The sequence below is a fragment of the uncultured Marivirga sp. genome (genome assembly GCF_963974845.1).
GTDB lineage: Bacteria > Bacteroidota > Bacteroidia > Cytophagales > Cyclobacteriaceae > Marivirga > Marivirga harenae.
On record NZ_CAXBEQ010000001.1, the window covers coordinates 31,738 to 45,967 of the forward strand.

12 protein-coding genes are annotated in these 14,230 nt (G+C 36.0%); 10 read left to right on the forward strand and 2 right to left on the reverse strand.

The window, feature by feature from the left end; all coding sequences use genetic code 11:
• The first annotated feature begins 181 nt into the window (after positions 1-181).
• From AAC601_RS00130 to AAC601_RS00155, 6 genes are all read left to right on the forward strand, one after another.
• Positions 182-1,690, forward strand: coding sequence for a histidine kinase (locus tag AAC601_RS00130; protein WP_303271757.1), 1,509 nt, complete (start codon positions 182-184; stop codon positions 1,688-1,690).
• Complete coding sequence (locus tag AAC601_RS00135; protein WP_303271758.1) at positions 1,659-2,375, forward strand: LytTR family DNA-binding domain-containing protein; 717 nt, start codon at positions 1,659-1,661, stop codon at positions 2,373-2,375. Before AAC601_RS00130 ends, AAC601_RS00135 begins: the two co-directional genes overlap by 32 nt.
• A gap of 227 nt (positions 2,376-2,602) precedes the next feature.
• Positions 2,603-4,984 carry a PKD domain-containing protein gene (locus tag AAC601_RS00140; RefSeq protein ID WP_303271759.1) on the forward strand — a complete coding sequence of 794 codons (2,382 nt, stop codon included), beginning with the start codon at positions 2,603-2,605 and terminating at the stop codon, positions 4,982-4,984.
• Positions 4,985-5,036: 52 nt separating this feature from the next.
• Positions 5,037-5,600, forward strand: coding sequence for a hypothetical protein (locus tag AAC601_RS00145; RefSeq protein WP_303271760.1), 564 nt, complete (start codon positions 5,037-5,039; stop codon positions 5,598-5,600).
• A gap of 198 nt (positions 5,601-5,798) precedes the next feature.
• On the forward strand, positions 5,799-8,174 hold the full coding sequence (locus AAC601_RS00150; RefSeq protein WP_340152158.1) for a prolyl oligopeptidase family serine peptidase: 2,376 nt from the start codon (positions 5,799-5,801) through the stop codon (positions 8,172-8,174).
• A gap of 87 nt (positions 8,175-8,261) precedes the next feature.
• Positions 8,262-8,585, forward strand: coding sequence for a hypothetical protein (locus AAC601_RS00155; protein WP_340152159.1), 324 nt, complete (start codon positions 8,262-8,264; stop codon positions 8,583-8,585).
• Positions 8,586-8,817: 232 nt separating this feature from the next.
• On the opposite strand, the gene AAC601_RS00160 is transcribed toward AAC601_RS00155, so the two are convergent.
• Both AAC601_RS00160 and AAC601_RS00165 read right to left on the reverse strand, forming a co-directional pair.
• The gene (locus tag AAC601_RS00160; RefSeq protein ID WP_303271762.1) at positions 8,818-10,014 is read right to left on the reverse strand and encodes an MFS transporter; all 1,197 of its coding nucleotides are present in this window, start codon (positions 10,012-10,014) and stop codon (positions 8,818-8,820) included.
• A gap of 241 nt (positions 10,015-10,255) precedes the next feature.
• Complete coding sequence (locus tag AAC601_RS00165; protein WP_303271763.1) at positions 10,256-11,575, reverse strand: DEAD/DEAH box helicase; 1,320 nt, start codon at positions 11,573-11,575, stop codon at positions 10,256-10,258.
• Between the two features lie 34 nt (positions 11,576-11,609).
• On the opposite strand from AAC601_RS00165, the gene AAC601_RS00170 reads away from it, so the two are divergent.
• The 4 genes from AAC601_RS00170 to AAC601_RS00185 all read left to right on the forward strand — a co-directional run bounded on the left by AAC601_RS00170 (position 11,610) and on the right by AAC601_RS00185 (position 14,134).
• The gene (locus AAC601_RS00170) at positions 11,610-12,956 is read left to right on the forward strand and encodes a dihydroorotase (protein ID WP_303271764.1); all 1,347 of its coding nucleotides are present in this window, start codon (positions 11,610-11,612) and stop codon (positions 12,954-12,956) included.
• Between the two features lie 39 nt (positions 12,957-12,995).
• Positions 12,996-13,232 (forward strand): hypothetical protein, encoded by a 237-nt coding sequence (locus AAC601_RS00175; protein ID WP_303271765.1) that lies wholly within the window; start codon positions 12,996-12,998, stop codon positions 13,230-13,232.
• The gene (locus AAC601_RS00180; RefSeq protein WP_303271766.1) at positions 13,216-13,440 is read left to right on the forward strand and encodes a type II toxin-antitoxin system RelE/ParE family toxin; all 225 of its coding nucleotides are present in this window, start codon (positions 13,216-13,218) and stop codon (positions 13,438-13,440) included. The genes AAC601_RS00175 and AAC601_RS00180 overlap by 17 nt, the downstream gene beginning before the upstream one ends.
• Positions 13,441-13,552: 112 nt before the next feature.
• A complete protein-coding gene (locus AAC601_RS00185; protein ID WP_303271767.1) occupies positions 13,553-14,134 on the forward strand; it encodes a TIGR00730 family Rossman fold protein in 582 nt (193 codons plus the stop codon).
• Positions 14,135-14,230 lie beyond the last annotated feature (96 nt).

Consider the following 14,230-nt stretch of genomic DNA (forward strand, 5'->3'; position numbering starts at 1 on the left):
ATTTGTTGGGAGGATAAGTTAACTGAATTTAAACTATCTGCTGCAGGACTGAAAATCAAGTACAGCTTTAATACTTATTTGGTTTATGATACTTATTATCAGGGTGATAATTCTAAAATAAGGATTTGATCATTTTTTTACTAATATAGCATTTAAGAAGAACTATATATTCAAAATAGGAATGTATCATAATCAAATAAACGGAATTGACTTTGTCAATATTGGTTTTTTAGGAATCATGTTTTTTGTCCTATTGTACGCACTGGGAGTGTATTTTTATGAAAAAAAAGCGATATATTTCTATTACTCTTTATATATTTTTGTCCTCGGTATTTATCTGTTTTCCAGGTCAGAATTTATATACATTTCAATAATTAGCGAAATAGAAGCATATTTTCCCAGAATAAATTTTTACATATCTGATACTTTTCAATACATTGCTCATTTTGCTGCGCTTCAATTTGGGATTTTGTTTTTAAATGCAAAAAAAGATTATCCTATTTTCTTTAGAGCGGCCTATTTCGTCAGGATAATCTTTTTCTTAGCTGTAGGACTTTCCATTCTCAACATTAGCACTTTCAATAACATGTTGTTTAACGATTGGCTGTCTTACATAGAACGCACATTTGCAACTCTTGCCACCGTCTATATGCAAATAGTGATTTTGATTCAGAGTAAAAACAGATTGGTGATTTTCTATATGGTTGGTTCTATTCTATTTTTGCTAGGGGCAGTTATTTCAGTTTTCGCTTTGGATGTTATTTATATGCGGATTGGTACACTACTGGAAATTTTACTTTTTTCGCTAGGACTGGCTTATAGATCAAATTTGATTCAAAATGAGCGAAATATTTTTAAAGAACGGATGATTTCTGAAATCCAAGAAAAAGAAGAACTTCTGAATACTTATAATGAAGATTTGAAAAGGCAGGTGCTGGAACGTAGTGAAGCACTCATTGCTGAGCAGCAACTTTTTGAAAGGGAAAAGCAAAAGGTGTTGAAACTTTCACTTGAAAAGGAAATCGATAGAGTAAAAATGACTGCGCTAAGAAGTCAAATGAAGCCTCATTTTTTATTTAATGCTCTAAATGCTATCAGAGCTTTAATTATCAAAAATGATTCGCATCAAGCTTATGATTACTTAACGGATTTTTCACGACTTGTGAGGTATATTTTGGAAAGTAGTGAAAATGATTATGTGAGTCTAGAAGAGGAGTTGAAAATGCTTAAAATATATGTTAGAATCGAGCGTATGCGTGCGGATAGTAGTTTTGATTATTCTGTTCATGTGGATCGTTCCATTAATGCACGAAAGCTAAGCATTCCACCCCTTATTCTGCAACCCTTTTTGGAAAATGCTATAGTTCATGGCGTTGATATGGACAAACCAAATCAAGTACTCAGTCTAAAAATAAGCTTAGCATCTAATTCTTTAATTAAGTTTGAAGTTCAAGACAATGGAAAAGGCAGAAATAAGAATATTAAAGAAAAGAGATATGCTGGCTTAGGAAAGAAAAAATCTATGGCTGTTGATCTTACTCAAAAGCGTTTAGACTTACTGGATAGTGATCGAGCGAAGCTGGAAATAAAGGATCTATATTTAGATGACGGAGCACCAGGTGGAACAAAAGTAGTATTATATTTACCACTAATTAGTTATGGAAAGAAAACTGACAGCAATATTAGTTGATGATGAGCTTCATTGCCTAGAGACCTTAAGGTTCGACCTTGATCGGTTTTGTAGCGATCAAATTTCTATTGTAGGGGAAGCTCAGAATTTAGTCAAAGCTAGCACTATGTTAATTTCAGAAAAGCCAGACATCTTATTTTTGGATATTGATTTGCCTGAAATGAATGGCTTGGAATTTTTAGAAACAATTGGGGATATTGGTGCTAAGGTAGTTTTTACAACAGCACATAGTAAATATGCTATTCCAGCATATAAATTTAAGGCTGAGGCCTTTTTACTTAAACCCATTGAAGCTTCAGAGTTGCAAGCAGTTGTTTCAAAAATCTATTATGATAAAATAAAGGAGGAAAAACATTTTACAAGTGAAAGGTTGGCTATAAATGATATGCATGGTACAACTTACATTCCATACGATCACATCATTGCCTGTGAGTCCAATAATAATTATTGTAAAGTCCACTTGAAAGATGGTACAAGCATCACAGTTAGTAAAACATTGAAACATATTGAGCAGGCAATCAAGTCTAATGCTTTCTTACGGATTCACCAATCATACCTCATAAATGCAAATTTTATCAGTAAATATCTGAAAAGCGATGGAGGTTCATTAGAAATGATGAATAAGAAAATATACCCCATTTCAAAAAGCTATAAGGAAAAGGTTACTCTTTTTTTAAAAGTATAGATTGATTACTCACTCAAGTAAACCCTTCACTCATTCAGAAGTATCATACACTATTTCTCAGTTGCATAATCTTTTCTTTAGCTGTATAATTGTTATATATATAGATAAAATTGCACTAATTATAGAATTTTAGAACGTTTAAAAGGACATTTATTTGTAAATTCTGACCCAATTAAGAGAAAGTTGGTGTGATGTATCTTGAAAGGAAAAACTATATCTAAACAATTATGAAAAATTTAAAACACTTAAGAAAATGGAGCATGCTAGTAGTAGCTCTCCTCGTAATGATTTCATGTAAAGAAGATGATCCTGAGGTTGGTAAACCACCGGTTGCAGATGCTGGAACAGATATTAGCGCTTTTGTAGGAAGCACGGTAACGCTCAACGGGAGTAACTCTTCGGATCCTGAAGGAGGGACTTTAACATTTAGCTGGGAATTAACGCAAACACCTACAGGGAGTAATGCAAGTTTATCGAATGCATCAAGTGATCGTGCGACTTTTGTTCCTGATGTGGCAGGGGATTATGCTGCAACTGTGACTGTCGAAGATCCTGACGGAAATACAGATACAGATGATGTCTTGATTTCAGCAGAAGTTAATGCAAATGAAGCTCCAACGGCTGTGATTACAGATACAAATAATGACCTAATTACTGCAGATAACAACAATAACGTAGTAAATGTAGGTAATACCTTCCAATTATCAGGAGCTAATTCAACAGATCCTGAAGGTGATAATTTGACCTATTTGTGGGAGCTAACTTCAGCACCGAGCAATAGCAATGCTACCTTGGCAAATGAAGCAACTGCAACTTTGGATTTTACAGCAGATTTGGAAGGTGATTATACAATTATGTTAACTGTTGATGACGGGGAAGGAAATGAAAGCACTGCAGAAGTGACTATTGAAGCTGAAGTTTCACCAGTTATTATTGATGCAGATGTAACAGAAGAAACTACGTGGGAAGATATTTATGATGATCCTAGCTTGCCAGATTATCGAGTGATTGGAAATATTACCATTTCCGCATATTTAACAATAGACCCAGGTGTGAATGTGATTTTGGATGAGAACGTTCAAATATATGTAGGATCAGGTGGAGTGTTGGATGCAAATGGATTAGCAGAAAACGGGGTGAAGTTCACTTCTTCTAATATAGATGCTGGTCAATTGTGGAAAGGAATTTTCATTCAATCGTCTGATCAAAGGAATAGTCTTGAATATACTACGGTAGAATATGCAGGAAATTCAGAAATGGCCTTTGGTAGTAGTGCAGATTATAAAGCTAATATTGGATTAGATGAAGGTGGTTATTTAAATATCGAAAATTCTACTATCAGCAACAGTGACGGATATGGAGTTCACGTAAATGATGACCAAAGTGATTTAGGAAATTTTGCCAACAATGTCTTTGAAAATAATAACAGAGGAATCTCAGTTAGAGCCATAACTGTTGCTAAACTAGATGGCGCAACTACTTTTAACAGTAATGCAAATGCAGATGTTGAAGTATTTGGTTCAACCTTACCGGACACTGAAACAGTAACTTGGAGCAAATTGAACGGAACTACAGCATACAGGGTAAGTGGAGATTTGAATGTTAACGGCAATCTTACTATTGAAGCAGGATCCAATTTTACCTTTGATGAAGATGTTTATTTTTCAATCAATTCAGGGGGTAGTATCACTGCAGACGGAGGGGAGTCCAACACGATTACTTTCACAAGTTCCAATATTTCTGCTGGTTTTTTCTGGAAGGGAATTTATATTGAATCATCCAATCAAAATAACACATTGAACAATGTAGAAGTATCTTACGCTGGAAATTCTGAGTGGGCATTAGCCAGTAGTCCAGATTATAAAGCTAATGTAGCATTAGATGCAGGCGGATTTTTAAATTTAACTAATTCTACTATTTCTAATGGCGATGGATATGGATTGCACGTAAATGATGATTTATCAGATTTAGGATCGTTTTCCAATAATATTTTTTCAGATAATCAAACCGCAATTAGCCTAAATGCATTCCATGTCTCTAAGTTGGATGGTGCTACTACTTTTTCCAATAACACACAGGGAGAGGTTGAAATCTTTGCTTCTTCGCTAGTACCAGAGGAGACTGTTACCTGGAATAAGTTAGACGGCTCTTCAAAATACATTATTGATGGAAGTCTTGATATAAATGGAAACTTGACCATTGCCGCGGGAGCATACTTTGAGGCAAGAGAAGATATATATATACAAATTGATGGTTCAATCATAGCCGAAGGTACAGATGGCAATGAGATCACTTTCACTTCAACTAGTGGAATTAAGTGGGAAGGCTTAAGAATAGCCTCAGCAAATGCAAATAACAAGCTTGACTATGTGATTATCAGTAATGGAGGATTTTCTGAAATGCCTTTTCCAAGTAATGCAGATTTCAAGTGTAATTTGGGTGTTTTTAGTAATTCAGTGATAAGTATTACCAACTCACAATTCTTGGGATCTAGCGGATATGGAATCGTGATTGATCAGTCCGGAGGCGCTTCAGTAAATGATGTTCTAGGAGTAAGTGCAAATAATACTTTTTCTAATAACACTTCTGGAGCTGTATTGATAGACTAAATAATTTGAGAGCAGTATGCATTACTGCTCTCATTTTTAAAAATTGATGATCATGAAAAAAATAACAATTATAATATTAGTAATAATAGGGAGTCTTTTTGCATTTGATACGAATGGACAATCATTTGAGAAGGGCGACAATATACTCAATGCCGGCTTAGGATTTGGGTATTATGGTTATGGCTTTGTTTATAACAGAAGTTTCTCAATTCCAGCAATAACTGCCAATTATGAGGTTGGTCTCGGTGAATTTATAGGAGTTGGGCCATACGTTGGAATTGCAAGTTGGAACTATTCAGGCAGTGGTTTCAATGGTGGTTACTCCATTTTTGCTGTAGGAGGGAGAGCTACGTTCCATTTAACAGATGTTTTGCTTAATGAGCTTTTAGAACTTGACGTTGATGAAAAATGGGATTTTTATGCCACTTTAATTATGGGATTAAATTTTGATTTGTACTCAGGTGACTTTCAAAACATTGAAGCAAATCAGGTGAGGTTAAGTGCTGGGCCAATATTTGGTTTTAGATATCTCTTCAGCAAAAATTTTGGGATGTATTTGGAGGGAGGAAGAGGTTCATTCAGCTATGGTACAATTGGACTAAGTTTAAAAATGTAAACAGATAGGCAAACGAGACCTAAACAAAACAGGTGTTTGTTTAGGTGTTGTTTTTTCATTTTAAGCCGGAAAGCCGCTTCCTTTGGAAGCGGTTTTTTTGCTTCACATAAATAACCCATTCCTCCTTTTATCAAATATAATTTCCACATCCTCTTATAAAATTGTAGTTTCATTCTCAGTTTTTAAAGACCATTTTATATGAGAAAATTATATGTCAGTTTTTGCTTCTTTATTCTTAGTTTATCAACAACATTTGCCCAAGAATTAGGAGAATTAAGTGTTCAGAAAATCATGCGTGATCCTGTCTGGATCGGCCACTCCCCCGATAATTTCTATTGGGGTGAAAACAGTGATCAACTTTTCTTTGATTGGAATCCAAATAATAATCCCAATGACTCGCTTTATACCTATGATTTTCTAGAAGGTGAAATCGTGCCAATCAATCATCAGAAAGAGATGTCTTATCCTGACAGGAGAGGAGTTTATAATGCAGCAAAGACGGAAAAAATCTTTATCCGAAATGGTAATCTATTCTTGGCTGAGATAAAGACTGGTAATATTGAAAGCTTAATAGAAACCTCAGAGCGAATTTCCAATGCTGGTTTTTTGTATAATGAACAGCAAATGTTCTATGTAGTGGATAATAATATCTTTGTTTGGGACAGGAAAACAGGCAAAAACAGACAGTTGGTAGAATTTAGTACAGGTTCTGAGCCTCAAGAGAAAACAGCTAAAAAGTCCGAGAAGGAGGAATGGCTTAATAATCAGCAACTTGAATTAATTAGTGTACTTAAGGAGAGAAAAGAAAAAGAGGAAAAGTCCGATGCATATAAGGAAAGTATTAAGTCTGAAGGCATCCCTACCGTATATTTAGATGGTAAAAGATTAATTGAATCCAGTATAAGTCCTGATGGAAATTACATCATTTACAGATTATATATTTCACCCAATGGAAATGATAATACTATCGTACCAGACTATGTGACTGAATCAGGCAATACAGAAGATTTAAGAGCACGCTCAAAAGTAGGAGGAGAGCAAGCTCATATGGAACTAGGTGTTTTCAATTTGAAGACTAGAGAAAACAAATTGGTGAGGATTGAGGAAGTAGAAGGACTCAATCAAATTCCCGAATTTTGGAGTGACTACCCTGAAAGAAAAGACGAAGATTTTGAAACAAGGAAAATGATTTTTCAATCGCCTTTATTTTCAGAGGATGGAAAATATACGGTGATTGATGCAAGAGCTACTGACAATAAAGATAGATGGCTGTTTTTGCTTAATCCTGAAAGTGGGGAATTAGAGCTTATCGACAGACAAAGGGACGAAGCGTGGATTGCGGGACCGGGCGTAGGCTATGCGTGGGGAGGTTCTACTAAAGGATTTTTAGCAGATAATAAAACGTTATATTTTCAATCCGAAGAAAGCGGTTACAGCCACCTTTATTCAGTTGATTTGTCCAAATCAAAAAAGAAGAAAAAGCAATTGACTAAAGGCAATTTTGAAATATATGATGTGAATTTGTCCAATGATAAAAGCCATTTCTATTTCTTAGCTAATCCTGAAAGTCCAGGCATTCGAAATTTATATAAAATGCCAGTTGATGGAGGAAAGATGGAGCAATTGACTTCTGATAAAGGCGGAATGGAATATGATCTTTCTCCCGATGAAAGCAAAATTGCTTTAAGAAAAAGTACTGCCACTCAACCGTGGGAATTATATGTAATGGATAATCAGTCGAATGCTGAAGCCAAAAGAATTACGAGTTCCATTTCTGATGAATTTCAATCTTACGAATGGAGAACTCCGGAATATATCACTTTTGAAGCGCAAGACGGGGCAGAAGTTCATGCGAGACTTTATCAACCTGAAGGTGGAAGCAATGGCAAACCAGCTGTGATTTTTGTACATGGTGCTGGCTATCTACAAAATGCACATCAATGGTGGAGTTCTTATTTCAGGGAATATATGTTCCATAATCTTTTAGCGGACAATGGCTACACGGTTTTGGACATTGATTATAGAGGCAGTGCAGGCTATGGACGAGATTGGAGAACAGGAATCTATCGTCATATGGGAGGTAAAGACTTAAGCGACCAAGTTGATGGGGCCAACTATTTGGTAAATGAATTAAGTGTAGATAAAGACAATATTGGAATTTATGGAGGTTCTTATGGCGGTTTCATCACATTAATGGCTTTATTTAATGAAGCAGAAACTTTCAAGTCGGGTGCGGCTTTGCGATCGGTTACAGATTGGGCTCATTATAATCATGGATATACCAGTAACATCTTAAATACGCCAGTAGGAGATCCAATAGCATACGAAAGAAGTTCACCGATTTATTTTGCTGAAGGTCTGGAAGGAAATTTATTAATTTGTCATGGAATGGTCGATACTAACGTTCATTTTCAAGATGTGGTAAGATTATCCCAAAGGTTGATTGAGTTAGAGAAAGAGAATTGGGAAATGGCAGTTTATCCAGTTGAAAGCCATGGTTTTGTAGAGCCAAGCAGCTGGACGGACGAATACCGCAGGATATTTGAGCTTTTTGAGGATACATTAAAGGAGTAATAATTATTTGAATTTAGTTGCTTTTTATCAGAACTCGAAATATCTTTCTTGCAATATTGAAACTTCAACTAACCTTAACAAGTCATCATGAAGACTAAACTGCTCGTACTTATAATGTTTACATTTTTACTATCATGCTCAGAAGATGAGATTCTGTCAGATGGTGAGATTGTAGCTCGAAAAATTCAATCTGTCATAGATAGCGAGAACGTTACTGAAGTAAATATTGTACGATCGAATTCTAATGGCGGCAGCTCTTTAATAGAAGCATCTAATGAATTTGAAATAGATGGGATTTTTATAAAAATTGAAGCTAATAGTTCTTATAATTTAAGTAGACTATTTGAATATGAAGTTCGTAGGAGCAATTTTACCGATAACGTACTGCTTATTTTGTATCTAGCTTCATAGTCATTGCATTAAATTGTAAGTTGGCAAAATTCCAAAGCTGTTCCAGACTTTTTAAATTTTAGAATTCTTCTCTAAAAAATGCTTGACTTTTTGGAGCAAATTAAAGTCTGTGGCTTAAGTATGGAATGAAGTGAGGAATTTGAAATGTAATCGAACTCTCTTGTTTTCTACTCGATTCTGATCCGATTAATTACCTTCTTTCCAAATCAGAAGAGCTAAAATTCAGGAGTGCCTACATCTTCCTAATCCTAAAACTCCATAAAATAATGACCACTATTCCTAGTGCATTTCGAAGAAACACTTCATTAAAGCTGTAGCCTTCATCCACCAATACTCCAAAAAACAACGGGCCTAATGCTGTACTTAGAACCATCACGGTTACAAATAAGCTTCTAACTTTTCCGATGATATCGGCTCCAAAAATTTCCACAAATAGTGCATTCTTAACGGTTCCTCCAAAGCCATTTGCAAAACCCATAAGTGCTAGAGATAAAGGATAAATAATGGGCGCATCACTCACCAGTAAGGTCAGCACTCCAATTACATAAGGAATGAGAACAAATGGGAATAGCTTTTTAGCTGTCAGCCTATCAATATAAGGGCCTGCCATAAACATACCTAAAGCACTCGCTCCAGCAAAAGCGGCTAATGAGGAGGAAACCCATGCCGCACTCCAGCCTTTTGCTGCCCCTAATTTCAACTGGAAAAAGAAAATGGCTGTGTTGGTAAATCCTAAAGCAAAAACAGCGGGCGCAATGATTAAGAAGGCTTTATGTTTCAGAATTTTCCAAGCGCTAACTTTGCTTTTACCCAAATTCACTTCAGGTTCTGATTGAATCTTTTCTTTCTTCTTTTTACTATATAGCCAATAAACCAAGGGCATGATAAAGACTAAAACTATGGCTGCATTTAACTGCAATGAGCCTCGCCAACCTAACCATCCAATTATTAATGTAATGACAACCGGCATGGTGGCTTCTCCAAATGGGTGACCAGTTGTGGCAATCCCTATGGCTTTACCTCTATTGGTGTCAAAATATCGGGACATGGTAGAAACAGCAGTATGACTCATTAATCCTTGACCAAACAGCCTCAACATATAGAGCCCAACAAATACCATGATGATATGGATGGAGAAGGATAAAACCAAGAGAGCAGTCATTAAGCCAATCAAAATCATGGCCATGTAATTGCCTAGTTTCATACGGTCGAATAAACTTCCTAAGGTAGGTAAAGTGAAAGCCGATGCAACCGTTGCGGCAGCGTATAAGCTTCCCATTGAAGTATTATTGAGCCCTAACCAACTTTCAATATCAGGCACATAAAGCGAAATCAGGAAGGTCTGTCCAAAACTGGAGAAATAGGCAAATACAAAGCCTAAGCTTAAAATGTATTTATATTCTTTAAATAATGTTTTCCAATTACTCATGTTTGAGATTTTTAGAACCTTGAGTCTAGAATCTAGACTTTTATCTCTAAAGCTAATTTTTTCTAATACTTATCAAATAGGCAGCTGACAATACCCAAAAAACTTGAATTTGTCAGTTCAATTCAATAGTACAATTCTATATCTACTATATTTCCATTTATTTCTACAACTCAATTTTGAAAGGGCGATACAGTTTGGAAATCAGTTCATCAGCACATCGAATCATTAATAAATCAACAAATCATTTCTTCCTCCGCTTATCCTTCGGCTTATTCCCAAAAGCCTTATCTCTTGCTTTCCCACTCAAGTTTTTCTTTTTCTTTTCATGGAAAGCGCCTTTGAAGTCAGGGTTTTCTAAGTGCTTTTGACGATCGATTTCTTGTTCCATGTCTTTTTTCTCTGAAGGGAGTGTTTCCATCAGTTCAATCTCTTTCGGCAGTTCTAGGACCTTGATTTTCTTCTGGATTAGTTCCTCAATTTTATCGATATGGTAAACGTCCGAAGGGTCAACAAAGCTAATAGCAATCCCATGATGTGCTGCACGTCCGGTTCGCCCGATTCGGTGAACATAGTCTTCATATTTATTAGGGACTTCGAAGTTGATGACATGGCTGACTTCTTCTACATCTATTCCCCTGGCCGTCACATCCGTGCTTACGAGTACTCTGACATTTCCAGATTTAAACTCATTGATCGCATTAATCCGAGTTGATTGTGCTTTATTGGCATGGATCACTCGCGCTTCCTCGCTAATTCTTCGCTCAATAAAACTGTATACATTATTGGCATTCTTACGAGTCCTTACAAAAATTAAAACCCTACTGAAATCTTCATTTTCAAAAAGGTATTTCAATAAGTTTATTTTGGTTAGGAAATTGGGTACGTGATATAAAGACTGCTCTATTAATTCTGCAGTCATAGTTTCAGGGGTGACTTCCACTTTTTCCGGGAAGTCTGTAAACTCATAGGCGTATTTTTCAACCTTCTCAGGAAAAGTAGCGGAGAAAAAGAGGTTTTGCTTTTTCATTGGCAAAAGTTCCAGAACTCTACGGATTTGAGGCATAAATCCCATATCCATCATGCGGTCCGCTTCATCCAACACAAAAGTTTTAATTTGCTTGGGTTGTAATACGCCAGCACTATAAATATCTAAAAGCCTGCCTGGAGTGGCTACAATAATATCACAACCTGCAGCTACTTCTTCTGCTTGTTTTTTTGGACCAATTCCACCATAAAGGCAAACTGTACGTAAATCTGTGTATTTCCCTAGTTCTAGTATATTTTCATACACCTGCATCACCAATTCGCGAGTAGGTGCTATGATTAAGGCTCTGGGGTCATGACCTTGGGCATATTTCAGTTTCATTAAAAGCGGTAGTACAAAAGCAGCGGTTTTACCAGTCCCAGTCTGGGCAATACCGATAACATCATGGCCATTCAAAATCCTAGGGATTGCTTTTACTTGAATTTCAGAAGGTTTTTCATAACCCAAATCATCAATGGCATTGAATAATTGTTTGTTGAGTTTAAAATCTTGAAAGGATGCGGTATCTTGCGACATGAAGTCTATTATTTAAGGAAAAATGTACTGAAATATGAAAACCATTCTGATTGTCAATGCAAATATAGTAAATGAAGGGCGAATTCAGCAGCTAGATGTGCTGATGAAAAATGGACGCTTTGAAAAAATTGCATCCAGCATTAATGCTGAGGAGGCTGATGAAGTAATTGACGCCAAAGGAAAATATCTTTTACCCGGCTTAATTGATGATCAAGTGCATTTTCGTGAACCAGGCTTAACGCACAAAGCGAATATTTATACAGAGTCAAGAGCAGCTGTTGCAGGAGGAATTACTTCCTTTATGGAAATGCCCAACACCGTACCCAATGCTTTGACTCAGGAATTATTGGAAGATAAATATCAGATTGCTGCTAAGAATTCTATTGCTAATTATTCTTTCTTCATGGGGGCAAGCAACGATAACATAGAGGAAGTATTGAAAACGGACCCGCGAAAAGTCTGTGGCGTAAAAGTGTTCATGGGTAGTTCAACAGGCAATATGTTGGTAGATAATGAAGATACGCTCAATAATATTTTCTCCAAGGTGCCTATGTTGATTGCCACCCATTGTGAGGACGAAGCGACAATCAGAGCCAATACAGCAGCAGCAAAAGCAAAATATGGTGAAGATGTACCCATCGAAATGCATCCTATTATTAGATCTGAGGAGGCTTGCTATCTATCTTCTTCCTTAGCTGTAAAATTAGCGAAAGAGCACGGTTCGAGATTACATGTACTTCATATTTCAACAGGAAAAGAAACAGAACTCTTTGATAATTCAATTCCACTAGAAAAGAAGAAGATCACAGCAGAAGCTTGTGTTCATCATCTTTGGTTTAGTGATGAGGATTATAGAGAAAAAGGAACCTTGATAAAATGGAATCCAGCTGTGAAAACGGCTAGTGATAGAGCAACTATATTTCAAGCACTTTTAGATGATAAAATTGATGTGCTAGCTACCGATCATGCTCCACATACATTGGAAGAGAAGCAAAACAAATATTTCTCAGCACCATCCGGTGGACCATTAGTTCAGCATAATTTAATGGCACTTTTAGATTTTCATAAGCAAGGAAAGATATCTTTAGAGAAGATTGTTGAAAAAGCTTCTCATAATGTAGCCACTTTATTCAGAATAGAAGAAAGAGGCTATATCCGAGAAGGCTACCATGCCGATTGTGTTTTGGTGGATTTAGAAAAGGAATATACGGTAACCAAAAATAATATTTTAGCCAAATGTGGCTGGTCTCCTTTTGAAGGGCATACTTTTCCTTCGTCTGTTCATAGCACTTTTGTAAATGGGAATAAAGTTTATGAGAATGGTGGGGTAATTGAAGCAGGAGTGGGAGAGAGGATGTTGTTTAAAACCAATGGAATTTAATTTATTTGATTTGAGTTTTATAAATGATAACTTGAAAGTATGAAGAATACCACAAAAGAGGATTTAAAACGAGATCTGATAAGCTGGATTAATGGCCAAGAAAATGATGCCATATTGCGTCAAATTGAGGATATAAAAAGATACTCAGATAAGGATTTTTGGGCGGATTTATCTGAAGCCGAAAAAGAGTATATTAGGTTGGGACGAGAAGATGCTAAAAAAGGAAACTTAATTTCTCAATCGGAAGCAAAAAGGCGCTATGGAAAATGGCTATAAGGTCTTATGGACTGAAAAAGCATTAAGTGAATTAGAAGAGATTTCAAATTATTTAAAAAATAGATGGCCTGAGGTAGTTACTGTTAACTTGAAGAAAGCCATTGACTTCACAATTAATCTCATTGAAGAAAATCCCAAGTTATATCCCAAATCTGTAAAAGAGAATATTCACAAAGCTGTTATCCTAAAATATAATAGTCTTTATTAAGAGATAGATGAAGACGAAAAATCTGTTATTATTTTATCCTTCTTCAATAATTATAAAAATGCAGTAGATAGAGAACTGGGATTATAATCTTAATGAAACTAAATAGCTTTTTATGAAAAGAATTACAGTATTCTGTGGATCAAGCGCAGGTAAAAATGGAAAATACAGTGAGCAAGCTTTTCAATTGGGAAAGATTTTAGCTCAAAAAAATATTGGAGTGGTATACGGAGGTGCTAAAATTGGCTTGATGGGTGCAGTAGCGGATGGCGCTTTATCAGAAAATGGCGAAGTAATTGGTGTTATTCCCGATTTCTTGCAAACCAAGGAAGTAGCACATACTGAATTATCTGAGATGATAGTGGTCGAATCCATGCATGAGCGAAAACTCAAAATGCATGATTTGGCAGATGGATTTATTGCCTTACCTGGCGGTTTTGGCACTATGGAAGAGCTTTTTGAAATTCTGACCTGGGGACAATTAGGTTTGCACCAAAAGCCTGTCGGGTTACTGAATGTGGAGGGTTTTTACGATCCTCTTTTGCAAATGCTTTCTCAAATGACAGAGCAAAACTTATTAAAGGAGATAAACCGTAAGATGTTGTTAAGTGATGACGAAATTTCTACTCTGTTATATAAGATGGAAAAATATCAAGCTCCTGAAACGCCAAAATGGATTCGTAAAACGGAGACTTGAAATTAATAAGTATGTCAACACTTATTATTCCTCTCTTTAGGCTTTTTGGTGCTTCAGTTTAATACTATTCTGTACTTTGAACGGCAGCAATTGGGC

Bases quoted from the DNA above. Each gene is read 5' to 3' on its own strand.
- AAC601_RS00180 (WP_303271766.1), top strand. From the start codon at position 13,216: ATGGAAAATGGCTATAAGGTCTTATGGACTGAAAAAGCATTAAGTGAA.
- AAC601_RS00150 (WP_340152158.1), top strand. From the start codon at position 5,799: ATGAGAAAATTATATGTCAGTTTTTGCTTCTTTATTCTTAGTTTATCA.
- AAC601_RS00145 (WP_303271760.1), top strand. From the start codon at position 5,037: ATGAAAAAAATAACAATTATAATATTAGTAATAATAGGGAGTCTTTTT.
- AAC601_RS00185 (WP_303271767.1), top strand. From the start codon at position 13,553: ATGAAAAGAATTACAGTATTCTGTGGATCAAGCGCAGGTAAAAATGGA.
- AAC601_RS00155 (WP_340152159.1), top strand. From the start codon at position 8,262: ATGAAGACTAAACTGCTCGTACTTATAATGTTTACATTTTTACTATCA.
- AAC601_RS00160 (WP_303271762.1), bottom strand. From the start codon at position 10,014: ATGAGTAATTGGAAAACATTATTTAAAGAATATAAATACATTTTAAGC.
- AAC601_RS00165 (WP_303271763.1), bottom strand. From the start codon at position 11,575: ATGTCGCAAGATACCGCATCCTTTCAAGATTTTAAACTCAACAAACAA.
- AAC601_RS00135 (WP_303271758.1), top strand. From the start codon at position 1,659: ATGGAAAGAAAACTGACAGCAATATTAGTTGATGATGAGCTTCATTGC.
- AAC601_RS00140 (WP_303271759.1), top strand. From the start codon at position 2,603: ATGAAAAATTTAAAACACTTAAGAAAATGGAGCATGCTAGTAGTAGCT.
- AAC601_RS00175 (WP_303271765.1), top strand. From the start codon at position 12,996: ATGAAGAATACCACAAAAGAGGATTTAAAACGAGATCTGATAAGCTGG.
- AAC601_RS00170 (WP_303271764.1), top strand. From the start codon at position 11,610: ATGAAAACCATTCTGATTGTCAATGCAAATATAGTAAATGAAGGGCGA.
- AAC601_RS00130 (WP_303271757.1), top strand. From the start codon at position 182: ATGTATCATAATCAAATAAACGGAATTGACTTTGTCAATATTGGTTTT.